Below are 26,041 nucleotides of genomic sequence, written 5' to 3'. Positions count from 1 at the left end.
GGTGGGCCTGTAAGGTGGACTGCGGGGGATTGGTGAGGGTTCCGTCGGGATGGTGGCGGGGTGAAATGAAGGGGATGGCACCGGCTTTGCCGGTGTTCGCGGGTGAACCCGCTCCCACAGGTACAGCGTGGGCCCAAAGCCGGAGCAATATCTGTGGGAGCGGGCGTGCCCGCGAAACAGACACCGCGGTGTATGGCACCGGCTGCGCCGGTGTTCGCGGGCATGCCCGCTCCCACACAGATTGCAGCGGCCGCTGGATTGCGTAAACGCTCAGATACGGCGCGGGCGGGTGACGCGGTCTACCAGGTAGACCAGGCCGTGGTAGTCGATGCCGCTGTGGCTGGACAGCCCGATCTCGCAGGTGCGGCTGGTGGAAATGCCTTCGCTGCAGTACTGCACCGCGTCCTTGAGGCTGCGCAGCGAGTGGGCGTTGAGCTCGGGGGTGGTGAAGCCTTTGTCGCCGGCAAAGCCGCAGCAATGAATGCCTTCGGGGATCACCACCTGCTTGCTGCAACGCCGCGCCAAGTCGATCAGCGCCTGGCTTTCCCCCAGGTGCTGGGTACTGCAGGTGACGTGCACGGCCACGGGCTCGTCCTGAGGGGTGAACTCCAGGCGGTCGAGCAGGTGGGTGCGGATGAAGCGCACCGGGTCGTACAGGTCCAGCCGGCTTTCACCCAGGTCCTGGACCAGGCGCAGCGTGCACGGGCTGGTGTCGCAGTAGACCGGGTCGAGGCCACCGCGGCTGGCGTGCAGCAGGGCATTGATCAGCTCCTGGCGCTTGTGTTCGGCCTGCTCGGGGTAGCCCTTGGAGGCGAACGGCTGGCCGCAGCACAGGCTGTCGGCGTTGTCGGGAAACACCACCTGGTAGCCGGCCTTTTCCAGCAACGCGCGGGTTTTGTCCAGTAGCGAACTTTGCTCGCGGTCGGCATAGGCCGGGCCCATCACCCGTGAAACGCACGCCGCCAGGTACACCACGCGCGGGCGGGCGTCGTGGCTGGCCGGGCCGACGGGCAGCGGGCGCAGGGGTTGCGGCATGGCCGGGGTCCACTGTGGCAGGCGGCCCTTGCTGGCCTTGCTCAACGTGGCGCTCAGGCGGCCCAGGCGCGGGGCACCAAGCAACTTGCGCGCGGTGTTGGCAGCGCTCAGGGTCAGGCGTGCGCCACCCAGGGCGGTGTGGAAGTTGTCGGCCAGCCAGTCGGCGGTCTTGGTGTGGTCAGCGGCCTGGTTGCGCAGTTTCTTCACCAGTTCACCGGTGTTGATGCCCACCGGGCAGCGCTGGGCGCACAGGCCGGTGGCGGCGCAGGTGTCGATGCCCTGGTACTGGTAGGCCCGGCGCAGCTCCCGGGTGTCGATGCCGGCGCGTTGCTTGGCCTGGATGTCACGCCACATGACGATGCGTTGGCGCGGGCTGAGGGTCAGGCCCTTGGAGGGGCACACTGGCTCGCAGAAACCGCATTCGATGCACTTGTCGACGATCTCGTCGGCGGCCGGCAGCGGCTTGAGGTTCTTCAGGTGGATGTCCGGGTCTTCGCTCAGCACCACGTCGGGGTTGAGGATGCCGTTGGGGTCGAGCAGGCGCTTGAGTTTCCACATCAGCTGGTAGGCGTCACTGCCCCATTCCAGCTCGACGAACGGCGCCATGTTGCGCCCGGTGCCGTGCTCGGCCTTGAGTGAACCACCGAACTCCACTGCCACCAGCTGTGCCACGTCGTCCATGAACGCCTGGTAACGGGCGACTTCCGCGGCGCTGTTGAAGCCTTGGGTGAAAACGAAGTGCAGGTTGCCTTCCAGCGCATGGCCGAAAATGATCGCTTCGTCATAGCGGTGCTTGTCGAACAGCTGGATCAGCCGGTTGACGCCTTCGGCCAACTGCTCGACCGGGAAGGTGACGTCTTCGATGATCACCGTGGTGCCGGTCTGGCGCACGGCGCCGACGGCGGGGAAGGTGTCCTTGCGGATTTTCCACAACTGGTTGTACACGGCCGGGTCTTCGCTGAAGTCGACCTGCTGTTCCAGCGGGAAGTCGGCGATCGCGGCCATTACCTGTTGCAGCTGTTCGTGCAGCAGGCTCTGGCTGGCGGCGCGGGATTCGATCAGCAGGGCGCAGGCGTTGCCCGACAGGCCTTTTACCCACAACGGCATGCCGGGCATGTTCTGCACCGAGCGCAGGCTGCGGCGGTCGAGCAGCTCTACCGCCGAAACCGGTTGCTGCTTGAGCACGGTCACCGCGCGGCAGCAGCTTTCGACGCTGGGGAACACCAGTAGGGCGCTGGCCTTGTGCGGGTGGTCGGGCACGGTGTTGTAGGTGACTGCGCTGATGAAGCCGAGGGTGCCTTCGGAGCCGACCAGCAGGTGCTGCAGGATGTCCAGCGGTTGGTCGTAGTCGACCAGTGCATTCAGCGACAGGCCGGTGGTGTTCTTCAGCCGGTACTTGTGCCGGATGCGCTCGGCCAGTGCGGTGTTGGCACGGGTCTCGCGGCCCAGGCGGGCCAGCGCTTCCAGCAGCTCGGCGTGGCTGGTTTCGAAGGCGGCGACACTGGCCGGGTCTTCGCTGTCCAGGCGCGTGCCGTCGGCCAGCACCAGGCGCAGGCCGGCCAGGGTTTGGTAGGTATTCTGCGCGGTGCCGCAGCACATGCCACTGGCGTTGTTGGCGACGATACCGCCGATCTTGCAGGCGTTGATCGAGGCCGGGTCGGGGCCGATCTTGCGCCCGAACGGGGCCAGCCAGGCGTTGGCCTGGGCGCCGATGACCCCTGGCTGCAGGCGGATCTGCTCACCCTGGCCACGGATTTCGCGGCCGTTCCAGTTGTCACCGAGCACGATCAGCACCGAGTCGCTGATGGCCTGGCCGGACAGGCTGGTGCCAGCGGCGCGGAAGGTGACCGGCACCCGCTCGCGCTGGGCCAGTTTGATCAGGCCGACCACTTCGTCCTCGCTCTCGACGCGTACCACCAGCTTGGGGATCAGCCGGTAGAAGCTGGCGTCAGTGCCGAAGGCCAGGGTGGCTGTAGGGTCGTCGAAGCGGCGTTCGGCGGGGATCAGGCGCTCGGCATCACGCAGGAACGCGGCAGGCAGGCTCATGCAGTCTCCTCGCGGGGCTGTGGCATCTTTGCACCACATGCCCCGGGTCAATCAGGCGGTCGTTGTTGCAGGCGTCAGGCGCCCAGTTCGCGTACCAGCGAGTCGCGGGTGATTTCGCTGATCGACTTGGCACCGGTCAGCACCATGGCCACGCGCATTTCCTTCTCGAACAGCTCCAGCAGGTTCTTAACCCCGGCCTGGCCGTGTACGGCCAAGGCGTAGAGGAAGGCGCGGCCGATCAGCACGGTGTCGGCGCCCAGGGCGATCATGCGCACCACGTCGAGGCCGCTGCGGATGCCCGAGTCAGCGAGGATCTTCAGCTCACCCTTGACCGCGTCGGCAATCGCCGGCAGGGCACGGGCGCTGGACAGCACGCCGTCGAGCTGACGGCCGCCATGGTTGGATACGACAATACCGTCGGCGCCGAACCTGACCGCATCACGAGCATCATCGGCATCGAGGATGCCCTTGATAATCATCGGGCCGTCCCAGAAGTCGCGGATCCATTCCAGGTCTTTCCACGAAATCGACGGGTCGAAGTTGTTGGCCAGCCAGCCGATGTAGTCGGCCAGGCCGGTAGGGTTGCCACGGTAGGCGGAAATATTGCCCAGGTCGTGTGGGCGGCCCATCACGCCGACATCCCACGCCCACTCGGGGTGGGTCATGGCCTGCAGCACGCGGCGCAGTGGGCCGTGCTTGCCGCTCATGCCGGAATGCGCGTCGCGGTAGCGGGCGCCGGGGGTGGGCATGTCGACGGTGAACACCAGGGTCTTGACCCCGGCAGCCTTGGCCCGCTCCAGGGCGTTGCGCATGAAGCCACGGTCCTTGAGCACGTACAGCTGGAACCACATCGGCCGGTCGATGGCTGGCGCTACTTCTTCGATCGGGCACACCGACACCGTGGACATGGTGAACGGAATGCCATGCGCCGCCGCCGCGCGCGCCGCCTGCACTTCGCCACGGCGGGCGTACATGCCGGTGAGGCCGACCGGGGCCAGGGCCACCGGCATGCTCAGGGTTTCGTCGAACAGGCGGGTCTCGAGGCTGAGCTCGGACATGTTCTTCAGCACGCGCTGGCGCAGGGCGATGCCGGCCAGGTCGGAGACGTTGTGGCGCAGGGTGTGCTCGGCGTAGGCACCGCCGTCGGCATAGTGGAACAGGAAAGGAGGCAGCTTGCGTTGGGCCGCGGCGCGATAGTCGGTAGAGGCGGAAATGATCATGGATTCTCGCAGCGTTGCTTGTGGGGGATTGCCGGGCGCACCAGGGCGCCCGGCCCCTTTCACTTTAGTGATGGACCAGCATGCCGGTCAGCCAGTAGGCCTGGATCAGGGTGATCAGGCCGACGAGGGTGGCGAAGAACAGGCTGTGCTTGACGGTGAAGCGGAACAGGTCGGATTCCTTGCCGACCAGGCCAGTGGCGGCGCAGGCCACGGCGATCGATTGCGGCGAGATCATCTTGCCGGTTACCCCGCCGCTGGTGTTGGCTGCAACCAGCAAGGTGTCGTTGACCCCGATCTGGTGCGCGGTGGTGGCCTGCAGCGAGCTGAACAAGGCGTTGGACGAGGTGTCCGAGCCGGTCAGGAACACGCCCAGCCAGCCGAGGAACGGCGAGAAGAACGGGAACGCCGCGCCGGTACCGGCCAGCACCAGGGCCATGGTGGAGGACATGCCCGAGTAGTTGGTGACGAAGGCGAACGCCAGCACCATGCCGATCGACAGGATCGGCCAGCGCAGTTCCCAGAAGGTTTCCTTGAAAGTGGTCAGACCAGTTTTGAAGTTGATCTTCAGCACCGCCATGGAAATCAGCGCCGAGAGGAAGATCGCGGTGCCGGTGGCAGAGATCGGGTCCAGCTTGAACACCGCCGGCATGGCGGTTGGCGCAGCCACGATTGGTGCGGCCTTGATCACCAGCTGGTCGAGGTGCGGGATGGCGAAGTTGAACACGAAGTTGTACATCGAGCCGCCTGCCGCAAAGGCCGCCTTGAACGGCTTCAGGGTCCAGATGGTGACCAGTACGGTGAGGATCAGGAACGGCGACCAGGCCTTGAAGATCTGGCCAAGGCTGTAGGGGCTTGGCTGGCTGCCACTTGGCTGCACCACGGCGGCGCCCACGCTGCCTTTGGCTTCGGCGAACGAGCGCTTGGGCTGCCAGACTTTCAGGAACAGGGTCAGGGCGATCAGGCTGGCCAGGGCCGAGGTGATGTCCGGCAGCTCCGGGCCGATGAAGTTCGAGGTGAAGTACTGGGTAACGGCGAAGCTCAGGCCGGCAACCAGGGCGGCAGGCCAGGTTTCCTTCACGCCGCGCAGGCCGTCCATCATGAATACCAGCCAGAATGGCACGAACAGCGACAGCAGCGGCAGCTGGCGACCGGTCATGGCGCCGATGTGGAAGGCGTCGATGCCGGTGACCTGGCCGGCCACGATGATCGGGATGCCCAGGGCGCCGAAGGCCACGGGCGCGGTGTTGGCGATCAGGCACAGGCCGGCGGCGTACAGCGGGTTGAAGCCCAGGCCCACCAGCAGCGCGGCAGTGATTGCCACCGGTGCGCCAAAGCCCGCCGCACCTTCCAGGAAGGCACCGAAGCAGAAGCCGATCAGCAGCACTTGCAGGCGCTGGTCGTCGGTAATCGACAGCACCGAGCTGCGGATCACTTCGAACTGGCCGCTCTTGACCGTGAGTTTGTACAGGAACACCGCGGCAACGATGATCCAGGCGATTGGCCAGAGGCCATAGAGGAAGCCGTACCCGGCGGCGGCGAACGCCATGTCGACAGGCATCTGGAAGGCAAAGATTGCCACCAGGATCGACAACGCCAGGGTGATGCTGCCGGCCACGTGGCCTTTGAGGCGGAACACGGCCAGGGCAAGGAAGAAGAACACGATGGGGATGACCGCCGCCAGTGCGGACAGGCCGAGACTACCAAGCGGGCTATAGAATTGTTGCCAGGTTTGCATATGGGGTGGCCCCTAATTGTTGTTGGTCAGGCACTGGCATTGGATAATTGGTAAGACCAATTTACAATGACTGGTCGCTAGGTTAAAAGCGCTGTCGTGGGTGTGTCAATTTGTCCCGTGCAAAACTTTGGTCGTGTGCCGATGAGTGGGCGCCTGATGCGCAGGGAAAAACATCACCTGATGGTGTTTGCACAGCCCTGGATCGGCGAGAATAGGCACCCCCGGAAATCTGCCGGGGGTTTGTGGAGAGCATGTGATGGTTTTTGATCAGGTCCGCCAACGGCGCCTGTCCGATGACATCGTCGATCGGTTGGAAGGGATGATTCTGGAAGGCACGCTGACCTCCGGGCAGCGGCTGCCGGCCGAGCGCGTCCTGGCCGAGCAGTTCGGCGTGTCCCGCCCGTCACTGCGTGAGGCGATCCAGAAGCTGGTGGCCAAGGGGCTGTTGGTCAGCCGCCAGGGCGGGGGCAATTTCGTTGCCGAGTCGCTGGGCTCGACTTTCAGCGACCCGTTGCTGCAGTTGCTCGAACACAGCGCCGAGGCGCAACGTGACCTGCTCGAGTTTCGCCATACCCTGGAAGCATCTTGCGCCTATTACGCCGCCCAGCGTGCCACCGAGCCAGACCGGGCGCGGCTGAAGGCGGCCTTCGATGCGTTGCAGGACTGCTATGCCCGGGCCGATGAAGTGACCCGGGTGGAAGAGGGCGCGGCCGATGCGCGCTTCCACCTGGCGATTGCCGAGGCCAGCCATAACGCTGTGCTGCTGCACACCATTCGGGGCTTGTTCGACCTGCTCAAGCGCAACGTGGTGACCAACATCGGTGGGATGTACCAGCAACGGGCCGAGACCCGCGACATGCTGATCAGCCAGCACCGGGAGCTGTACCTGGCCATTGTCGAGGGCAGGGCGGACGATGCGCGGGAGGTGTCCAGCCGGCACATTCTGTATGTGCAGGAGGTGCTGGAAGAGGCGCAGGAAGAAGCGCAACGGGTGGCGCGGGCGGAGCGGCGTAGCGGGCGCTGACGCAGTGTCTTCAGGCCTGGTGTAGGGGCGGCCTTGCGTCGCGATGGGGGCGAAGTAGCCCCAAGGCATCGGTCATCGGCCGAAATAGCTGGGGCTGCTTTGCAGCCCATCGCGACGCGAGGCCGCTCCTACACTGACCGTGGCGCCGGGTGGGGAGGTCAGTCTCCCTTGCCCTTGTTGCGCACGGCCCGCTGCAGCTCGCGGTTGGAATCGCGCTCGCGCATGGTGTCGCGCTTGTCGTATTCCTTCTTGCCCTTGCCCAGTGCGATTTCGCACTTGATCAGGTGCTTGCTCCAGTACAGCGCCAAGGCCACACAGGTGTAGCCTTTTTGCGCCACGGCCGCTTCCAGGCGTTCGAGCTCACGCTTGTTCAGCAGCAGCTTGCGCGTACGGATGGGGTCGGCGATGACGTGGGTGCTGGCCGTGGTCAGCGGGGTGATGTGGCTGCCGAACAGCCAGGCCTCACCATCCTTCAGCAGCACGTAGCTGTCAGTCAGGTGTGCCTTGCCGGCTCGCAGGCTTTTTACTTCCCAGCCGGACAGGACCAGCCCGGCCTCGAACTTGTGTTCGATGAAGTAATCGTGTCGCGCCTTCTTGTTTTGCGCGATGGTCCCGGTCGGATGTTTTTTTTGCTTAGCCATAGGGGCGGCATTATAGGCAAGTCGGAGCGTCGTCCGCTATGGGATTTCGGTGTGCTTGAGCCACCGGAATGAATACCGGACAATACGAACGCTGTCATAGCTACACAAACTGTTTTCGGCACGCTGCGAAGCACCGCCACCCAGCCCTGGAAGTGACGCCTGGATGACTACCCATATTCAACGCTCGGCCCTGCTGCCATACCCCGCCAAGGCGCTCTACGACCTGGTCAACGATGTCGCCAGCTACCCGGAATTCTTGCCTTGGTGCTCTGACTCCACGGTGCTCGAAGCCAGCGACACGCAAATGCGCGCCAAGCTTGAAGTGGCCAAGGGTGGCATGAGCCAGCAGTTCGTTACGCGTAACGTGCTGGTGCCGGGGCAGTCCATCGAGATGAACCTTGAGGAAGGGCCATTCACCCAGCTGCATGGCCTGTGGGTGTTCAAGCCGCTCGGGGAAAAAGCCTGCAAGATCAGCCTCGACCTGTCCTTTGATTACGCCGGGCCGATCGTGCGTGCCACGCTGGGCCCGCTGTTCAACCAGGCGGCCAACACCCTGGTCGATGCGTTCTGTCAGCGTGCCAAGCAGCTGAACAGCTGATTGCAAAAGCGGAAATAAAAAGCCCGGAACTGGTCCGGGCTTTTTTGTACCTGCTCGCCGCTTACTGAGGCGAGGTTTCCAGCGGTGCGGGGGTTGGCACCGGGGTGGTCTCGATGGTGTCGATCTCGCGCTGGATGGATTCTTCCACCGAACCTGGCTTGGCCGGTTTCTCTTCTGGCTGCGCGCTAGGCTGCCCTGGCTGAGTGGCCGGGCTGACCGTGGTGTCGCCGCTGCCACCGAGGATTTCCTGGTCGCGGCTGACGCCTGGCATGAAGTCGCCGGACAGGCTCACCAGCTGGTCGCTTTCGTTGAAGAACACGCTCATGCGTTCCTGCTGACGTTTGCCGCCGCCGGGCTGGATGCTGTACAGGTAATCCCAGCGATTGGTGTGGAAGGTGTCCTGGATCAGCGGGTTACCCATGATAAACCTTACTTGCCGACGGGTCATTCCGGGGCGCAATTGGTCTATCATGTCTTGCGTAACGACATTGCCCTGCTGGATGTCGATTTTGTAAACCCCGGGAAACGAGCAACCGGCGAGTGCGAGCAGTCCCACTAGGGTGAGGCTGGTTAGCAAGAGCTTGGTGTTTTGCATCGGTGGGCGACTTCCACTATCTTGGCTGGACAACGTAAACCCCGATCATACCCGTATTAAGAGAAGCTGCGAAGCAGCATCGGCGAGAAAGCTGACCATGGTTGAAAATAGCGAATTGCGCAAAGCCGGTCTCAAGGTGACCCTGCCTCGAGTCAAGATCCTACAGATGCTCGACTCGACCGAGCAGCGTCACATGAGCGCCGAGGATGTCTACAAGGCGCTGATGGAGGCTGGCGAAGACGTGGGCCTGGCCACCGTCTACCGCGTACTGACCCAGTTCGAAGCGGCGGGTCTGGTGGTTCGCCACAACTTCGACGGCGGTCACGCAGTATTTGAATTGGCTGACGGTGGCCACCACGACCATATGGTCAACGTGGATACCAGCGAAGTCATCGAGTTCATGGATGCCGAGATCGAAAAGCGTCAGCGCGAAATCGTGGCCGAGCATGGCTATGAGCTGGTTGACCACAACCTGGTCTTGTATGTGCGTAAGAAGAAATAACGTTTTTCTATCGTTATGAATGACAAAGGCGACCTTCGGGTCGCCTTTGTGCTTTGTGCGGTCTTGAGGTGTTGCGGGCTTCTGTAGGAGCGGCCTTGTGTCGCGAAAGGGCCGCAACGCGGCCCCAGGATTTCGGTATCGATGCATCAATTGCCGGGGCTGCTCTGCAGCCCTTTCGCGACACAAGGCCGCTCCTACAGAAAGCGCGGCATCAGGCCTTGCCGCTTACCACCATCTTGCGCGCATGCGCCAGCGATTCCTTGGTCAGGTCGATGCCACCGAGCATCCGTGCCACTTCCTCGACTCGCTCGCGCTTGCCCAGGCTGGTCACGGCAGTGTGGGTGGTGTCGCTGTTACGCACCTTGTGCACGAACAGGTGATGATGCCCTTGTGCGGCAACCTGCGGCAGGTGAGTCACGGTCAGCACCTGGCCGCGTTCGCCCAGGCGGCGCAACAGCTGGCCGACGATTTCCGCAGTCGGCCCACCGATACCGACGTCGACTTCGTCGAACACCAGGGTGGGAATGCGCGAGGTCTGCGCAGTGATGACCTGGATCGCCAGGCTGATGCGCGACAGCTCGCCACCTGAAGCGACCTTGGCCAGGGCCTTCAGCGGCTGGCCGGGGTTGGCGCTGACCAGCAGTTCGATCTGCTCCAGGCCATGCGGTGACAGGTCGCTGCCCTCGTTTGGTGTCAGGGCGATGCAGAAGCGCCCGCCGGGCATGCCCAGGCGCTGGATCTCCTGCTCTACAGCTACCGCCAGCTGTTGCGCGGCCTGCTGGCGCAGGGCGCTGAGCTCGCGGGCCTTCTCTTTATAGTGCTGGGCGAAGGCAGCCAGCTCCTCACCCAGCCGTTCGATCGATTCGTCACTGGCGTTCAGGCTTTCCAGCTCTTCCATCAACTGCTGCTGCAGGTGGGGCAGTTCGGTGGGGTGTACGCGGTGCTTGCGCGCCAGTGTATAGATGGTGTCGAGGCGTTCTTCCAGGGCCTGCAGGCGCATGGGGTCGGCGTCGAAGTTGTCGAGGAAGCGGTTGAGCTCGCCGACGGCCTCCTCGACCTGGATCTGTGCGCTGGCGATCAGGTTGGCCGCCTCGCTCAGTGCCTTGGGCGCGTGGGTGGCGGCACCCAGGCGGTTGAGGCTGGCGGTGAGGGCGCTGAGCACGTTGCCCGAATCGCTTTCGCTGCATTGGTCGATGACCTGGCGGCAGATGCCGAACAGGGCTTCGGCGCTGGTCAGTTGCTTGTGTTCCTGCTCCAGTTGCTCCAGTTCGTGCTCGCCCAGGCCGAGGTTGTCCAGCTCTTCCAGCTGGTAGCTGAGCAACTGGTGGCGGGCGCGTTGCTCGTCGCCGGAATTGGACAGGCGCTCCAGCTCCAGGCGGGTCTGGTTCCAGCGCTTGGCGGCCAGCTGCACCTGGCGGGCCAGGTCGACGGCACCGGCGTACTCGTCGAGCAGGCGACGGTGGGTGTCGGTCTTCAGCAGCGACTGGTGCTCATGCTGGCTGTGGATATCGATCAGCAGTTCGCCCAGCGCCTTGAGGTCGCCGAGCGGGCAGGGCGTGCCGTTGATGTAGCCGCGGCTGCGGCCTTCGGCGGTGATCACCCGGCGCAGGATGCACAGGCCGTCGTTGTCCAGGTCGCGCTCGGCCAGCCAGGCATGGGCCTCGGGAATGTCCACCAGGTCGAAGGTGGCGAGGATGTCTGCCTTGTCCGTGCCGGGGCGCACCACGCCGCTGTCGGCCCGGTCGCCCAGGGCCAGGCCGAGGGCATCGAGCATGATCGATTTGCCGGCGCCGGTTTCGCCGGTGATGACGGACATGCCGCGGGCGATCTCGAGGTCGAGGTGTTCGACGATGGCGTAGTTGTGGATGGACAGGTGCACCAGCATGAGGGCAGCTCCCGAAAGTCAGGTCTGGTTATTTATACAGTACTTTTTTCAGGCCTGCCAATGCCCTCTGGCGGATTCTGTTGCGACCGGCAAAACCCACGTGCCCCTTGAAGCTGGTTTTTTCGGCCCCATATAGCCGGCAGACACGGCGAGCTTTGCTCGTACAACCGAAATTGCGGAGGAGAGACCCATGGCTGACGAACAGCTGAATGAACAGGACCTTAACGCCGAAGAGGCCGGTGCAGTGGATAACGGCGCCCGCATTCAGGAGCTCGAGGAGCAGCTGGCCGCCGCCAAGGATCAGTCCCTGCGTGTCGCTGCTGAAGCGCAGAACAGCATTCGTCGCGCCGAGCAGGAAGTCGACAAGGCGCGCAAGTTCGCTCTCGAGAAGTTTGCTGGCGACCTGCTGCCGGTGATCGACAGCCTGGAAATGGCCCTGTCGCACCTCAACCCAGAGGACGAACAGGTCAAGAACACGCGTGAAGGCGTCGAGCTGACCCTGAAGATGTTCCAGGACACCCTCAAGCGCTACAACCTCGAAGCCATCGACCCGCACGGCCAGCCGTTCAACCCTGAGCATCACCAGGCCATGGCCATGCAGGAAAACGCCGAGGTAGAGCCGAACAGCGTGCTCAACGTATTCCAGAAGGGTTACCTGCTCAATGGCCGTCTGCTGCGCCCCGCCATGGTGGTGGTCAGCAAGGCGCCGAGCGCGCCGCAACCCTCTATCGATGAAAAGGCTTGAAATCCTTCCGGGCATCCCCATCTAGGTGTCAAGCCTTCAAGTATTACCGCAGTTGGCCAAAGTAGTCGCTGCTACCAAATTCAAGTTTCGGGAGAGTTAACATGGGCAAAATCATCGGTATCGACCTGGGGACCACCAACTCGTGCGTCTCCGTTCTGGAAAACGGTAACGTCAAGGTCATCGAAAACGCCGAAGGCGCGCGTACCACCCCTTCGATCGTGGCCTACGCCAACGACGGCGAAATCCTGGTAGGTCAGTCGGCCAAGCGCCAGGCTGTGACCAACCCGCACAACACCCTGTTCGCAGTGAAGCGCCTGATCGGCCGCCGCTTCGAAGAAGACGTCGTGCAGAAAGACATCAAGCTGGTGCCGTACAAGATCGTCAAGGCCGGCAACGGCGACGCCTGGGTGCAGGCCAGTGGCAAGGACATGGCACCGCCGCAGATCAGCGCCGAAGTGCTGAAAAAGATGAAGAAAACCGCCGAAGACTACCTCGGCGAGCCAGTTACCGAAGCGGTCATCACCGTTCCGGCCTACTTCAACGACAGCCAGCGCCAGGCCACCAAGGACGCTGGTCGCATCGCCGGCCTGGACGTGAAGCGCATCATCAACGAACCGACCGCCGCTGCGCTGGCCTATGGCATGGACAAGGCCAAGGGCGACCACACCGTCATCGTCTATGACCTGGGTGGTGGTACCTTCGACGTATCGGTCATCGAAATCGCCGAAGTCGACGGTGAGCACCAGTTCGAAGTACTGGCCACCAACGGGGACACCTTCCTCGGTGGTGAAGACTTCGACATGCGCCTGATCGACTACCTCGTCGACGAGTTCAAGAAAGAGTCCGGCATGGACCTGAAGAACGATCCGCTGGCTCTGCAGCGCCTGAAGGAAGCTGCCGAGAAGGCCAAGATCGAGCTGTCGTCCTCGCAGTCGACCGACGTCAACCTGCCGTACATCACCGCTGACGCTACCGGTCCGAAGCACCTGAACGTGAAGATCTCCCGCGCCAAGCTGGAATCGCTGGTCGAAGACCTGGTTCAGCGCACCATCGAGCCGTGCCGTATTGCCCTGAAAGACGCTGGCATCGACGTCGGCAAGATCGACGACGTGATCCTGGTCGGCGGCCAGACCCGCATGCCGATGGTGCAGAAGGCCGTTGCCGACTTCTTCGGCAAGGAAGCCCGCAAGGACGTCAACCCGGACGAAGCCGTGGCCATGGGTGCTGCCATCCAGGGCGCCGTACTGGCTGGTGACGTGAAGGACGTACTGCTGCTGGACGTCAGCCCGCTGACCCTGGGTATCGAAACCATGGGCGGCGTGATGACCTCGCTGATCGAGAAGAACACCACCATTCCGACCAAGAAGTCGCAGGTGTTCTCGACTGCCGACGACAACCAGGCTGCCGTGACCATTCACGTGCTGCAGGGTGAGCGCAAGCAGGCTGCGCAGAACAAGTCGCTGGGCAAGTTCGACCTGGCTGACATCCCGCCGGCTCCGCGTGGCGTACCGCAGATCGAAGTGACCTTCGACATCGACGCCAACGGCATCCTGCACGTCAGCGCGAAAGACAAGGCCACCGGCAAGTCGCAGTCGATCGTGATCAAGGCCAACTCCGGCCTGTCGGACGAAGAAATCGAGCGCATGGTGCGTGACGCCGAGGCCAACGCCGAGGAAGACCGCAAGTTCGAAGAGCTGGCCGCTGCCCGTAACCAGGGTGACGCGCTGGTTCACTCGACCCGCAAGATGGTCGCTGACGCCGGTGACAAGGTTACCGCCGAAGAAAAAACCGCCATCGAGGCTGCCGTGGTTGCCCTGGAAGCCGCTGTCAAAGGCGACGACAAGGCTGCCATCGACGCCAAGGTCGAAGAGCTGTCCAAGGTTTCGGCACCGGTTGCCCAGAAGATGTACGCCGAGCAGTCGGCCGAACAGCCTCAGGGTGGCGCGCAGCACGCCGAGCCGGAAGCCAAGCACGATGACGTGGTTGACGCCGAGTTCGAAGAAGTGAAAGACAACAACAAGCAGTAATCCCTGCATGTTGTCGGCCAGTTCACCGTCGTTTGCCGGTGAGCTGGTAGGATGTCGCCGCGCGGGGGCTTGCTCCCGCGTTGGCGTATCTGGAATTCGAGAATCTTTACAGCATCTGTCAGCAGCCCCGGTGGGCAAACGGCAGGTGCTGATGGCGTGGCGCAGATGCCAGACGCCCAACAAGGTGCAAATGACCTATGTCCAAGCGTGATTATTATGAGGTCCTGGGTGTCGAGCGCGGCGCCAGCGAAGCTGACCTCAAGAAGGCTTATCGCCGTCTGGCGATGAAGTACCACCCTGACCGCAACCCCGGCGACAAGGAGTCGGAAGACAAGTTCAAGGAGGCCAACGAGGCCTACGAAGTGCTGTCTGACGCGAGCAAGCGCGCGGCGTTCGACCAGTATGGTCATGCTGGCGTGGACCCGAGCATGGGTGGCGGTGGTGCCGGTTTCGGCGGCGCCAACTTCTCCGACATCTTTGGCGATGTGTTCAGCGACTTCTTCGGCGGTGGCCGCGGCGGTGGACGTGGCGGCGCCCAGCGTGGCAGCGACCTGCGCTACACCCTGGAGCTGAACCTGGAAGAAGCGGTGCGTGGCACCACGGTCAGCATCCGTGTGCCTACCCTGGTCAACTGCCAGCCGTGCGACGGCTCCGGTGCCAAGAAGGGCTCCACGCCGTCGACCTGCCCGACCTGTGGCGGTATCGGCCAGGTACGCATGCAGCAGGGCTTCTTCTCGGTGCAGCAGACCTGCCCGCGCTGCCATGGCCAGGGCAAGATCATCACCGACCCGTGCCCTTCGTGCCACGGCGAAGGCCGTGTCGAGGAATACAAGACGCTGTCGGTCAAGGTGCCAGCGGGTGTCGATACCGGCGACCGTATCCGCTTGTCGGGCGAAGGCGAGGCCGGTACCCATGGTGGCCCGACCGGCGACCTGTACGTGGTGATCAATGTGCGTGAGCACGAGATCTTCCAGCGTGATGGCAAGCATCTGTACTGCGAAGTGCCGATCAGCTTCACTGATGCCGCCCTGGGTGGTGAACTGGAAGTGCCCACGCTCGATGGCCGGGTGAAGCTGAAGATCCCCGAAGGCACCCAGACCGGCAAGCAGTTCCGCCTGCGCGGCAAGGGCGTTGCCCCGGTGCGCGGTGGTGGTGCCGGTGACCTGTTGTGCCGGGTGGCGGTGGAAACCCCGGTCAACCTCAGTCGCCGCCAGCGCGAGCTGCTGGAAGAGCTGCGTGATTCACTGGAAGGCGACAGCTCCCACTCGCCCAAGGCCAGTGGCTGGTTCGATGGCGTGAAGCGCTTCTTCGGCGACCTCTGACAAGGAAATGGCTATGCGACGTATTGCAGTGATGGGCGCGGCAGGGCGAATGGGCAAGACCCTCGTCGAGGCCGTGCAGCAACAGGCGCCACAGGCTGGCCTGACCGCGGCGATCGATCGCCCGGACAGTACGCTGGTGGGGGCTGATGCCGGTGAGCTGGCGGCCCTGGGCCGTATCGGCGTGCCAATTTCCGACGACCTGGCCAAGGTGGTCGACGAATTCGACGTGCTGATCGACTTCACCCATCCCTCGGTCACCCTGAAAAACCTGGCGTTCTGCCGCAAGGCGGGCAAGGCCATGGTCATCGGTACCACAGGCTTCACGCCGGAAGAGAAGCAGCAGCTGGTCGACGCCGGCAAGGAAATCCCGATCGTCTTCGCCGCCAACTTCAGCGTTGGCGTCAACCTCTGCCTGAAGCTGCTGGATACCGCGGCGCGCGTGCTGGGTGACGATGTGGATATCGAAATCCTCGAGGCGCATCACCGGCACAAGGTCGATGCGCCGTCCGGCACTGCGCTGCGCATGGGGGAGGTGGTTGCCCAGGCGCTGGGGCGCAACCTGCAGGAAGTGGCTGTGTATGGTCGCGAAGGGCAGACTGGGGCGCGTGAGCGCCAGACCATCGGCTTCGCCACCGTGCGGGCGGGTGACGTGGTGGGTGACCATACCGTGCTGTTTGCCGCCGAGGGCGAGCGCGTCGAGATTACCCACAAGGCCTCCAGCCGCATGACTTTCGCCAAGGGTGCCGTGCGTGCGGCGTTGTGGCTGGACGGGCGCGAGCCTGGCCTGTACGACATGCAGGATGTGCTCGAGCTGCGTTAAGCAGTTCGAGCGGTGCTGGCTTCTTCGCGGGCTTGCCCGCTCCCACACGGATTGTGAAGCTCCTGTGGGAGCGGGCAAGCCCGCGAAGAAGCCAACGCCGATGTCAGCCTGTCGCATTGATGTGTTTTAGAGACACATCTGCGGTAGACCGAAAACGCACTTTTCTGTAAGCTACAGCTTTAGTGTGTCCACTAAAAGCGCGCAGCGAATTGAATTCAGCACATGAAAGCGGGGTGACGTGTCCATACGTCACTCCGCTTTTTTGCAACCTGCGATCGCCCTTTCATGCTTGATTAACGGGAGGTCTTCTTGACAAAGCCAGCCATACTCGCCCTTGCCGACGGCAGTATTTTCCGCGGTGAAGCCATCGGTGCCGACGGTCAGACCGTTGGTGAGGTGGTCTTCAACACCGCTATGACCGGCTACCAGGAAATCCTTACAGACCCTTCCTATGCGCAGCAAATCGTTACCCTGACCTACCCGCACATCGGCAACACCGGCACTACCCCGGAAGACGCCGAGTCCAACCGCGTCTGGTCCGCTGGCCTGGTCATCCGTGACCTGCCGCTGCTGGCCAGCAACTGGCGTAACACCCAGTCGCTGCCGGAGTACCTCAAGGCCAACAACGTCGTTGCCATCGCCGGCATCGACACCCGTCGCCTGACCCGAATCCTGCGTGAAAAGGGCGCTCAGAACGGTTGCATCCTCGCCGGTGACAACATCAGCGAAGAAGCCGCCATCGCCGCTGCCCGTGCCTTCCCCGGCCTGAAGGGCATGGACCTGGCCAAGGTCGTTTCCACCAAGGAACGCTACGAGTGGCGCTCCAGCGTGTGGGAGCTGAAGACCGACAGCCACCCGACCATCGACGCTGCCGACCTGCCATACCACGTGGTCGCCTTCGACTACGGCGTCAAGCTGAACATCCTGCGCATGCTGGTCGCTCGTGGCTGCCGCGTGACCGTGGTGCCGGCCCAGACCCCGGCCAGCGAAGTGCTGGCACTCAACCCGGACGGCGTGTTCCTGTCCAACGGCCCTGGCGACCCCGAGCCGTGCGACTACGCCATCCAGGCGATCAAGGACATCCTCGAGACCGAGATCCCGGTGTTCGGCATCTGCCTCGGCCACCAGCTGCTGGCCCTGGCCTCCGGCGCCAAGACCGTGAAGATGGGCCACGGCCACCACGGCGCCAACCACCCGGTGCAGGACCTGGATACCGGCGTGGTCATGATCACCAGCCAGAACCACGGCTTTGCCGTTGACGAGGCCACCCTGCCGGGCAACGTCCGCGCCATCCACAAGTCGCTGTTCGACGGCACCCTGCAGGGTATCGAGCGCACCGACAAGAGCGCGTTCAGCTTCCAGGGTCACCCTGAAGCGAGCCCTGGCCCGACCGATGTCGCGCCTCTGTTCGATCGTTTCATCGATGCCATGGCCAAGCGCCGCTGAGCATCCTGCTTCAAGGCCCCGGGCCGGCTCGCGCCGCGCCCGGAAGCGCCTGACCCAGATTGTTCAAGGCGGCTTGCCGACTGACCCCGGATTTGAGTGACAACCATGCCAAAACGTACAGACATCAAAAGCATCCTGATTCTCGGCGCCGGCCCGATCGTGATCGGCCAGGCCTGCGAGTTCGACTACTCCGGCGCCCAGGCCTGTAAAGCCCTGCGCGAGGAAGGTTTCCGCGTCATCCTGGTGAACTCCAACCCGGCCACCATCATGACCGACCCGGCCATGGCCGACGCCACCTACATCGAGCCGATCAAGTGGCAGTCGGTGGCCAAGATCATCGAGAAAGAGCGCCCTGACGCGCTGCTGCCGACCATGGGTGGCCAGACTGCGCTGAACTGCGCCCTGGACCTGGAGCGCCACGGCGTTCTGGAAAAGTTCGGCGTGGAAATGATCGGTGCCAACGCCGATACCATCGACAAGGCCGAAGACCGCTCGCGCTTCGACAAGGCGATGAAGGACATCGGCCTGGAGTGCCCACGCTCCGGTATCGCCCACAGCATGGAAGAAGCCAACGCGGTGCTCGAGCGCCTGGGCTTCCCGTGCATCATCCGTCCGTCGTTCACCATGGGTGGCACCGGTGGCGGCATCGCCTACAACCGTGAAGAGTTCGAAGAAATCTGCGCCCGTGGTCTGGACCTGTCGCCGACCAAGGAACTGCTGATCGACGAATCGCTGATCGGCTGGAAGGAATACGAGATGGAGGTGGTCCGCGACAAGAAGGACAACTGCATCATCGTCTGCTCGATCGAGAACTTCGACCCGATGGGCGTGCACACCGGCGACTCGATCACCGTTGCCCCGGCACAGACCCTGACCGACAAGGAATACCAGATCATGCGCAACGCCTCGCTGGCGGTGCTGCGTGAGATCGGTGTGGAAACCGGCGGTTCCAACGTGCAGTTCGGTATCTGCCCGAACACCGGCCGCATGGTCGTGATCGAGATGAACCCGCGGGTTTCGCGTTCCTCGGCACTGGCCTCCAAGGCTACCGGTTTCCCGATCGCCAAGATCGCTGCCAAGCTGGCGGTCGGCTACACCCTCGACGAACTGCAGAACGACATCACTGGCGGCCGCACTCCGGCATCCTTCGAGCCGTCGATCGACTACGTCGTCACCAAGCTGCCACGCTTCGCCTTCGAGAAGTTCCCGAAAGCCGACGCCCGCCTGACCACCCAGATGAAATCCGTGGGTGAAGTGATGGCCATCGGCCGTACCTTCCAGGAATCCCTGCAGAAAGCCCTGCGCGGCCTGGAAGTCGGCGCCTGCGGCCTCGACCCGAAAGTCGACCTGGCCAACCCGGAAGCCTCCAGCATCCTCAAGCGCGAGCTGACCGTACCGGGCGCCGAGCGTATCTGGTATGTGGCTGATGCCATGCGCGCCGGCATGACCTGCGAGCAGATCTTCGACCTGACCGGCATCGACATGTGGTTCCTGGTGCAGATGGAAGACCTGATCAAGGAAGAAGAGAAGGTCAAGACCCTGGCCCTGTCGTCGATCGACAAGGACTACATGCTGCGCCTCAAGCGCAAGGGCTTCTCTGACCAGCGCCTGGCCAAGCTGTTGGGTATCACCGACAAGAACCTGCGCCGTCACCGCCACAAGCTGGAAGTGTTCCCGGTGTACAAGCGCGTCGACACCTGCGCTGCCGAGTTCGCCACCGACACCGCCTACCTGTACTCCACCTATGAGGAAGAGTGCGAGGCCAACCCGTCGACCCGCGACAAGATCATGATCCTGGGTGGCGGCCCCAACCGTATCGGCCAGGGTATCGAGTTCGACTACTGCTGCGTACACGCCGCGCTGGCGCTGCGTGAAGACGGTTACGAGACCATCATGGTCAACTGCAACCCGGAAACCGTCTCCACCGACTACGACACCTCCGACCGCCTGTACTTCGAGCCGCTGACCCTCGAGGACGTGCTGGAAGTGTGCCGCGTCGAGAAGCCGAAAGGCGTGATCGTCCACTACGGCGGCCAGACCCCGCTGAAACTGGCCCGCGCCCTGGAAGAAGCCGGCGTACCGATTATCGGCACCAGCCCGGATGCCATCGACCGTGCCGAAGACCGTGAGCGTTTCCAGCAGATGGTGCAGCGCCTGAACCTGCTGCAGCCGCCAAACGCTACCGTGCGCAGCGAAGAAGAAGCCATCAGCGCTGCTGGCGGCATCGGCTACCCGCTGGTGGTGCGCCCGTCCTACGTGCTGGGTGGCCGCGCCATGGAAATCGTCTACGAACTGGACGAGCTCAAGCGCTACCTGCGTGAAGCTGTACAGGTGTCGAACGACAGCCCGGTACTGCTCGACCACTTCCTCAACTGCGCCATCGAGATGGACGTGGATGCGGTGTGCGACGGTACCGACGTGGTGATCGGCGCCATCATGCAGCACATCGAGCAGGCCGGCGTGCACTCCGGCGACTCGGCATGCTCGCTGCCACCTTACTCGCTGAGCAAGGAAGTGCAGGACGAGGTCCGCGTACAGGTCAAGAAAATGGCCCTGGAGCTGGGCGTGGTCGGCCTGATGAACGTGCAGCTGGCCCTGCAGGGCGACAAGATCTACGTGATCGAAGTCAACCCGCGCGCCTCGCGTACCGTGCCGTTCGTGTCCAAGTGCATCGGCACCTCCCTGGCGATGATCGCGGCCCGCGTCATGGCCGGCAAAACCCTGAAAGAGCTGGGCTTCACCCAGGAAATCATCCCCAACTTCTACAGCGTCAAGGAAGCCGTCTTCCCGTTCGCCAAGTTCCCAGGGGTTGACCCGATCCTCGGCCCTGAGATGAAATCGACCGGTGAAGTCATGGGTGTCGGTGACAGCTTCGGTGAAGCCTTCGCCAAGGCCCAGATGGGTGCCAGCGAAGTGCTGCCGACCGGCGGTACCGCGTTCATCAGCGTGCGCGACGACGACAAGCCGCAAGTGGCTGGCGTTGCCCGCGACCTGATCGCCCTTGGCTTCGAAGTGGTCGCTACTGCCGGCACCGCCAAGGTTATCGAGGCGGCTGGCCTGAAAGTGCGCCGTGTGAACAAGGTGACCGAAGGTCGCCCGCACGTGGTCGACATGATCAAGAACGACGAGGTGTCGCTGATCATCAACACCACCGAAGGCCGCCAGTCGATCGCCGATTCCTACTCGATTCGTCGCAATGCGCTGCAGCACAAGATTTACTGCACCACCACCATTGCGGCCGGTGAAGCCATCTGCGAGGCGCTGAAATTCGGTCCGGAAAAGACCGTTCGTCGCCTGCAGGATCTGCACGCAGGATTGAAAGCATGAGCATTACCAAGTACCCGATGACCGTCCAGGGCGCTCGCGCCCTGGAAGAGGAGCTGCTGTTCCTGAGCAAGACCGAGCGCCCGCGCCTGAGCCAGGCCATTGGCGAAGCGCGCGAGCTGGGTGACCTCAAGGAAAACGCCGAATACCACGCCGCTCGTGAAGAGCAGGGCATGGTCGAGGCGCGTATCCGCGATATCGAAGGTCGCCTGCAGAACTCGGTGGTGATCGACGTGACCACCATTGCGCACACCGGCAAGGTGATTTTCGGCACTACCGTGGTGCTGGCCAACACCGAAACCGATGACGAAGTGACCTACCAGATCGTTGGCGAAGATGAAGCCGACGTGAAGAAAGGCAAGCTGTCGAACAGCGCCCCGATCGCCCGTGCCATCATCGGCAAGGAAGAAGGGGATACCGTTGTCGTGAAGACGCCGAACGGTACGGTCGAGTACGAGATTGTCGAAGTCAAGCACATCTGACCGGCGCCTGCGGGCGCCATCCCTCGAGGGGATCCTCTGGCAACTGGCCCAGGTTTTCTGGGTCGGTGGCCTGTGGGTGTTCCACGTTGGGTTGGTGCCTGCGCTCAAGGTCAGTGGCCTGGCGCCGCTGCTGGTGCAGGACATCGCCGGGCAGATCGACCGCTGGTTGATCGGTGTGGCGATGCTTGGCTTGCTGATCCAGTTGGCCGTGCTGGCCAGAGTGGACGGCCTGGCGGCCTGGTGGCGGCAGTTCCGGGGCCAGATGCTGTTGCTCGGCCTTGGCGCCTGCGTGGGGTATTACACCTTGCGCTACGGCATTTCCGTGGGCGAGCGCTGGCAGATGTTCTGCTTCCTGGTGCTGGGCTTTTCAGGGATTGTGCTGGTGGCCCAGCCGGTTCCGGTCAAAGTGCGCCGCTAGCCCAGGCTGTCACGGGCGTTGTAGGAGCGGCCTTGTGTCGCGATGGGCTGCGAAGCAGCCCCCTGGATATCAGCTTCGCCGCAGATACTGCAGGGGGCTGCTTCGCAGCCCATCGCGACACAAGGCCGCTCCTACAGGTAGCCCGCCGATCCGGGCGCCAAGCCGTTACTTGTAACGGTGAATGTTGGACAGCTGCTTGTTCGGCTGTGGGTTCTTGCGGTAGATCAGGGCTTTCTTGCCGATGGTCTGCACCAGCTCGGCGCGGCCGGCCTTGCACAGCTCGGCAATGGTCTCGGCGCGTTCTTCGCGGTCTTCCGAACGAATCTCGACCTTGATCAGCTCGTGGTCGACCAGGGCGCGCTCCAGTTCGGCAATGACGCCTTCATTCAAACCGTTGCCAGCAACGATCAGGACCGGCTTCAGGTCGTGACCAATGGACTTGTATTGCTTCTTCTGCTCGTTATTGAGCGGCATAATCTGACCCTTTCCGTCTGATTCTGTAAAATTGACCGGCATTTTACCCGAGGGCCACCGGCTCCGCCCAGTCAATCACGACGCATATCATCGAGGTGCCCCGTGGTACAACGTTCCAAAAGCAGCGCCAACTGGCTGCGAGAACACTTCAACGATCCTTTTGTGAAACAGGCGCAAAAGGACGGCTACCGCTCACGTGCGAGCTACAAACTGCTGGAGATCCAGGAAAAGGACCGGCTGATCCGCCCAGGCATGAGCGTGATCGACCTCGGCGCCGCCCCCGGCGGCTGGTCGCAGGTGACCAGTCGTCTGATTGGTGGCCAGGGGCGACTGATCGCTTCCGACATCCTGGAGATGGACTCGATCCCCGACGTGACCTTCATCCAGGGCGATTTCACCCAGGACGAAGTGCTGCAGCGCATCCTCGAGGCGGTCGGCGATTCGCACGTAGACCTTGTGATTTCCGACATGGCCCCCAATATGAGTGGTACGCCCGCGGTGGACATGCCGCGTGCGATGTTCCTCTGCGAGCTGGCGCTCGATCTGGCAACCCGCGTGCTGAAGCCTGGCGGCGATTTCCTGATCAAGATCTTTCAGGGCGAAGGCTTTGACGTATACCTCAAGGACGTGCGCAGCAAGTTCGACAAGGTGCAGATGCGCAAGCCGTCGTCGTCGCGGGACCGTTCCCGTGAGCAGTACCTGCTGGGCCGGGGTTTCAAAGGGGCATGAAAGGTTTCAAGCGGGGTGGCCGATAGTTATTTCCAATCGGCCGCCGCGTCAGGATCGTCCGAACTTCGTGTAGTCTAGCTTTCACAAAGGGTTACAGACGGTGCCTGCGTCTGCGTAGGTAATGTAGTAAGTTAGGGCGATGAATATCATGCGAGGAACGGCTGCGTCGTGCGCCGACCTCAGAGGGTAGCGAATTGAACGACATGGCAAAGAATCTGATCCTGTGGTTGATCATCGCAGCTGTCCTGGTGACGGTGATGAACAACTTCTCCAGCCCTAACGAGCCGCAGACCCTCAACTATTCCGACTTCATCCAGCAGGTCAAGGATGGCAAGGTCGAGCGCGTGACCGTCGACGGCTACATCATTACCGGCAAGCGCGCCGACGGCGACAACTTCAAGACTGTGCGTCCGGCCATTACCGACAACGGCCTGATCGGTGACCTGGTGGACAACCACGTCATCATCGAAGGCAAGCAGCCCGAGCAGCAGAGCATCTGGACCCAGCTGCTGGTGGCCAGCTTCCCGATCCTGGTGATCATCGCCGTGTTCATGTTCTTCATGCGCCAGATGCAGGGCGGTGCGGGCGGCAAGGGCGGGCCGATGAGCTTCGGCAAGAGCAAGGCGCGCCTGCTGTCCGAAGACCAGGTCAAGACCACCTTGGCAGACGTTGCAGGCTGTGACGAAGCCAAGGAAGAGGTTGGCGAGCTGGTCGAGTTCCTGCGCGACCCAGGCAAGTTCCAGCGCCTGGGTGGCCGTATCCCCCGCGGTGTGCTGATGGTCGGCCCGCCCGGTACCGGCAAGACCCTGCTGGCCAAGGCCATCGCCGGCGAGGCGAAGGTGCCGTTCTTCACCATTTCCGGTTCCGACTTCGTGGAAATGTTCGTGGGTGTCGGTGCCAGCCGTGTGCGCGACATGTTCGAGCAGGCCAAGAAGCACGCCCCCTGCATCATCTTCATCGACGAGATCGACGCCGTTGGTCGCCACCGTGGCGCCGGCATGGGCGGTGGTCACGACGAGCGTGAGCAAACCCTCAACCAGCTGCTGGTGGAGATGGACGGCTTCGAAATGAATGATGGCATCATCGTCATTGCCGCCACCAACCGTCCGGACGTGCTCGACCCGGCGCTGCTGCGCCCGGGCCGTTTCGACCGCCAGGTGGTGGTTGGCCTGCCGGACATCCGCGGCCGCGAGCAGATCCTCAAGGTGCACATGCGCAAGGTGCCGGTCGGCGAGAACGTCAACCCGGCGGTCATTGCCCGTGGTACCCCTGGCTTCTCCGGCGCCGACCTGGCCAACCTGGTCAACGAGGCCTCGCTGTTTGCCGCGCGTGCCAACAAGCGCCTGGTCGAAATGAAAGAGTTCGAGCTGGCCAAGGACAAGATCATGATGGGCGCCGAGCGCAAGACCATGGTCATGTCCGAGAAAGAGAAGCAGAACACCGCCTACCACGAAGCTGGCCATGCCATCGTTGGCCGCCTGGTGCCTGAACACGATCCGGTCTACAAGGTGTCGATCATTCCGCGTGGCCGTGCCTTGGGCGTGACCATGTTCCTGCCGGAAGAAGACCGCTACAGCCTGTCCAAGCGCGCACTGATCAGCCAGATCTGCTCGTTGTACGGCGGCCGTATCGCCGAGGAAATGACCTTGGGCTTCGACGGGGTTACCACTGGCGCGTCCAACGACATCATGCGGGCCAGCCAGATCGCCCGAAACATGGTGACCAAGTGGGGCCTGTCCGAAAAGCTCGGCCCGCTGATGTACGCCGAGGAAGAAGGCGAGGTGTTCCTGGGCCGCAGTGCTGCCAGCCAGCATGCCAGCGTTTCCGGCGAAACCGCCAAGCTGATCGACTCGGAAGTTCGCAGCATCATCGACCAGTGCTATGCCACGGCCAAGCAGTTGCTCACCGACAACCGCGACAAGCTCGACGCCATGGCCGAAGCGCTGATGAAGTACGAGACCATCGACGCCGAGCAGATTGACGATATCATGGCCGGCCGTACCCCTCGCGAGCCGCGCGATTGGGATGATGACTCCGCTTCGGGCAAGCCTGCCACCCAGGGCGATCGCCCGGAATCGCCGATCGGCGGTCCGGCGGCTCAACACTAAGGGCGTCTATGAGCTCAGTGCAGTACCCGACCCGGTTGCCTTGCGGCAACCGGGTTCTTGATTTGTCGCGTACCCATGTCATGGGTATTCTCAACGTCACCCCCGATTCCTTCTCCGACGGTGGCCGCTTCAACCAGCGCGACGAAGCGTTGCGCCATGCCGAAGCGATGGTTGCCGCTGGCGCCACGCTGATCGACATCGGCGGAGAGTCCACGCGGCCAGGCGCGCGCGCGGTGTCGGTGACCGAAGAGCTGGAACGGGTGGCGCCCATGGTCGAGGCCATTAACAGCCGCCTCGACGTGGTCATCTCGGTCGATACCTCCACGCCAGCGGTCATGCGAGAAGCGGCGCGCCTCGGTGCCGGGCTGATCAACGACGTACGTGCCCTGGAGCGCGATGGTGCCTTGGATGCTGCTGCCGATACTGGCCTGCCGGTGTGCCTCATGCACATGCGTGGCGAGCCGGGTAACATGCAGGACAATCCCCAGTACCAGGATGTGACCGCCGACGTTGCGCGTTATCTTGAACAGCGGATGGCCGCCTGTGCTGCGGCGGGTATCGAAGCTGACAGAATCATCCTTGACCCGGGCTTCGGTTTCGCCAAGACACTGGCGCACAACCTGAGCCTGTTCAAGCACATGGAAGCGCTCTATCGCCTTGGGCGCCCGCTGCTGGTGGGTGTTTCACGCAAGAGCATGATCGGCCTGACGCTGGAACGTCCGGTCGGCGAGCGGTTGTACGGCAGCCTGGCGCTGGCGGCATTGGCCATGACCAAGGGGGCGAGCATCCTGCGTGTCCACGACGTGGCCGAAACCGTTGATGTGGTGCGCATGATCGCTGCGGTGCAGAACGCCGAATAAGAACA

Annotated in this window: 21 protein-coding genes; 14 read left to right on the top strand and 7 right to left on the bottom strand. The window is 63.1% G+C overall.

Translation table 11 applies throughout. The annotated features are described in order from the left end of the window. Positions 1–270: 270 nt before the first annotated feature. From ACJA3S_RS22320 to ACJA3S_RS22310, 3 genes are all read right to left on the bottom strand, one after another. Positions 271–3,081 (bottom strand): FAD-binding and (Fe-S)-binding domain-containing protein, encoded by a 2,811-nt coding sequence (locus tag ACJA3S_RS22320; protein WP_406820017.1) that lies wholly within the window; start codon positions 3,079–3,081, stop codon positions 271–273. Positions 3,082–3,155: 74 nt separating this feature from the next. Continuing rightward, on the bottom strand, positions 3,156–4,301 hold the full coding sequence (gene lldD, locus ACJA3S_RS22315; protein WP_170032778.1) for an FMN-dependent L-lactate dehydrogenase LldD: 1,146 nt from the start codon (positions 4,299–4,301) through the stop codon (positions 3,156–3,158). Between the two features lie 64 nt (positions 4,302–4,365). Continuing rightward, a complete protein-coding gene (locus tag ACJA3S_RS22310; RefSeq protein WP_406820016.1) occupies positions 4,366–6,036 on the bottom strand; it encodes a lactate permease LctP family transporter in 1,671 nt (556 codons plus the stop codon). A gap of 256 nt (positions 6,037–6,292) precedes the next feature. On the opposite strand from ACJA3S_RS22310, the gene ACJA3S_RS22305 reads away from it, so the two are divergent. Continuing rightward, positions 6,293–7,060 (top strand): FCD domain-containing protein, encoded by a 768-nt coding sequence (locus tag ACJA3S_RS22305; protein ID WP_170032774.1) that lies wholly within the window; start codon positions 6,293–6,295, stop codon positions 7,058–7,060. A 158-nt stretch (positions 7,061–7,218) separates the two neighbouring features. On the opposite strand, the gene smpB is transcribed toward ACJA3S_RS22305, so the two are convergent. Continuing rightward, the gene (gene smpB / locus ACJA3S_RS22300; RefSeq protein ID WP_406820015.1) at positions 7,219–7,701 is read right to left on the bottom strand and encodes an SsrA-binding protein SmpB; all 483 of its coding nucleotides are present in this window, start codon (positions 7,699–7,701) and stop codon (positions 7,219–7,221) included. A gap of 163 nt (positions 7,702–7,864) precedes the next feature. Here smpB and ACJA3S_RS22295 point away from each other — a divergent pair, with 163 nt between their 5' ends. Further along, positions 7,865–8,299, top strand: a complete 435-nt coding sequence (locus ACJA3S_RS22295; RefSeq protein WP_170032772.1) for a type II toxin-antitoxin system RatA family toxin — start codon at positions 7,865–7,867, stop codon at positions 8,297–8,299. Between the two features lie 61 nt (positions 8,300–8,360). On the opposite strand, the gene ACJA3S_RS22290 is transcribed toward ACJA3S_RS22295, so the two are convergent. Then, positions 8,361–8,894: an outer membrane protein assembly factor BamE gene (locus ACJA3S_RS22290; RefSeq protein WP_186672854.1), complete on the bottom strand. Its 534-nt coding sequence runs from the start codon at positions 8,892–8,894 to the stop codon at positions 8,361–8,363. A 97-nt stretch (positions 8,895–8,991) separates the two neighbouring features. Between ACJA3S_RS22290 and fur the strand changes: the two genes are divergently transcribed. Beyond that, a complete protein-coding gene (gene fur / locus ACJA3S_RS22285; protein ID WP_012274258.1) occupies positions 8,992–9,396 on the top strand; it encodes a ferric iron uptake transcriptional regulator in 405 nt (134 codons plus the stop codon). A 211-nt stretch (positions 9,397–9,607) separates the two neighbouring features. Here the strand turns inward: fur and recN are convergent, their stop codons facing one another. Then, on the bottom strand, positions 9,608–11,281 hold the full coding sequence (recN, locus tag ACJA3S_RS22280) for a DNA repair protein RecN (protein WP_406820014.1): 1,674 nt from the start codon (positions 11,279–11,281) through the stop codon (positions 9,608–9,610). Positions 11,282–11,471: 190 nt separating this feature from the next. On the opposite strand from recN, the gene grpE reads away from it, so the two are divergent. From grpE to ACJA3S_RS22240, 8 genes are all read left to right on the top strand, one after another. Next, on the top strand, positions 11,472–12,026 hold the full coding sequence (grpE, locus tag ACJA3S_RS22275; RefSeq protein WP_406820013.1) for a nucleotide exchange factor GrpE: 555 nt from the start codon (positions 11,472–11,474) through the stop codon (positions 12,024–12,026). Positions 12,027–12,127: 101 nt separating this feature from the next. Continuing rightward, on the top strand, positions 12,128–14,053 hold the full coding sequence (gene dnaK / locus ACJA3S_RS22270; protein ID WP_406820012.1) for a molecular chaperone DnaK: 1,926 nt from the start codon (positions 12,128–12,130) through the stop codon (positions 14,051–14,053). Positions 14,054–14,250: 197 nt separating this feature from the next. Beyond that, positions 14,251–15,375, top strand: a complete 1,125-nt coding sequence (gene dnaJ, locus ACJA3S_RS22265; RefSeq protein ID WP_225779319.1) for a molecular chaperone DnaJ — start codon at positions 14,251–14,253, stop codon at positions 15,373–15,375. 13 nt (positions 15,376–15,388) lie between these two features. Next, positions 15,389–16,195 (top strand): 4-hydroxy-tetrahydrodipicolinate reductase, encoded by an 807-nt coding sequence (dapB, locus tag ACJA3S_RS22260; protein ID WP_170032760.1) that lies wholly within the window; start codon positions 15,389–15,391, stop codon positions 16,193–16,195. A gap of 309 nt (positions 16,196–16,504) precedes the next feature. Continuing rightward, on the top strand, positions 16,505–17,641 hold the full coding sequence (carA, locus tag ACJA3S_RS22255) for a glutamine-hydrolyzing carbamoyl-phosphate synthase small subunit (RefSeq protein ID WP_406820011.1): 1,137 nt from the start codon (positions 16,505–16,507) through the stop codon (positions 17,639–17,641). Between the two features lie 105 nt (positions 17,642–17,746). Next, positions 17,747–20,968 carry a carbamoyl-phosphate synthase large subunit gene (gene carB, locus ACJA3S_RS22250; protein WP_015271865.1) on the top strand — a complete coding sequence of 1,074 codons (3,222 nt, stop codon included), beginning with the start codon at positions 17,747–17,749 and terminating at the stop codon, positions 20,966–20,968. Next, positions 20,965–21,447, top strand: coding sequence for a transcription elongation factor GreA (gene greA / locus ACJA3S_RS22245; RefSeq protein WP_046613135.1), 483 nt, complete (start codon positions 20,965–20,967; stop codon positions 21,445–21,447). The genes carB and greA overlap by 4 nt, the downstream gene beginning before the upstream one ends. Next, a complete protein-coding gene (locus ACJA3S_RS22240) occupies positions 21,425–21,865 on the top strand; it encodes an MFS transporter (RefSeq protein ID WP_170032758.1) in 441 nt (146 codons plus the stop codon). The genes greA and ACJA3S_RS22240 overlap by 23 nt, the downstream gene beginning before the upstream one ends. 165 nt (positions 21,866–22,030) lie before the next feature. Here ACJA3S_RS22240 and yhbY read toward each other — a convergent pair whose 3' ends face one another. Then, positions 22,031–22,339 (bottom strand): ribosome assembly RNA-binding protein YhbY, encoded by a 309-nt coding sequence (yhbY, locus tag ACJA3S_RS22235; RefSeq protein WP_003249945.1) that lies wholly within the window; start codon positions 22,337–22,339, stop codon positions 22,031–22,033. A gap of 102 nt (positions 22,340–22,441) precedes the next feature. Here yhbY and rlmE point away from each other — a divergent pair, with 102 nt between their 5' ends. The 3 genes from rlmE to folP all read left to right on the top strand — a co-directional run bounded on the left by rlmE (position 22,442) and on the right by folP (position 26,036). Beyond that, on the top strand, positions 22,442–23,068 hold the full coding sequence (rlmE, locus tag ACJA3S_RS22230) for a 23S rRNA (uridine(2552)-2'-O)-methyltransferase RlmE (RefSeq protein WP_015271862.1): 627 nt from the start codon (positions 22,442–22,444) through the stop codon (positions 23,066–23,068). A gap of 203 nt (positions 23,069–23,271) precedes the next feature. After that, positions 23,272–25,176, top strand: coding sequence for an ATP-dependent zinc metalloprotease FtsH (ftsH, locus tag ACJA3S_RS22225; protein WP_170032756.1), 1,905 nt, complete (start codon positions 23,272–23,274; stop codon positions 25,174–25,176). 8 nt (positions 25,177–25,184) lie between these two features. Beyond that, positions 25,185–26,036 carry a dihydropteroate synthase gene (gene folP / locus ACJA3S_RS22220; RefSeq protein ID WP_406820010.1) on the top strand — a complete coding sequence of 284 codons (852 nt, stop codon included), beginning with the start codon at positions 25,185–25,187 and terminating at the stop codon, positions 26,034–26,036. The last annotated feature ends 5 nt before the right edge of the window (positions 26,037–26,041 follow it).

The organism is Pseudomonas sp. KnCO4 (assembly GCF_045344305.1).
In the GTDB taxonomy this organism is placed as follows: Bacteria; Pseudomonadota; Gammaproteobacteria; order Pseudomonadales; family Pseudomonadaceae; genus Aquipseudomonas; species Aquipseudomonas anuradhapurensis.
Note: the sequence above shows the minus strand (reverse complement) of the source record. Positions and strands in the feature narration are given on the sequence as shown.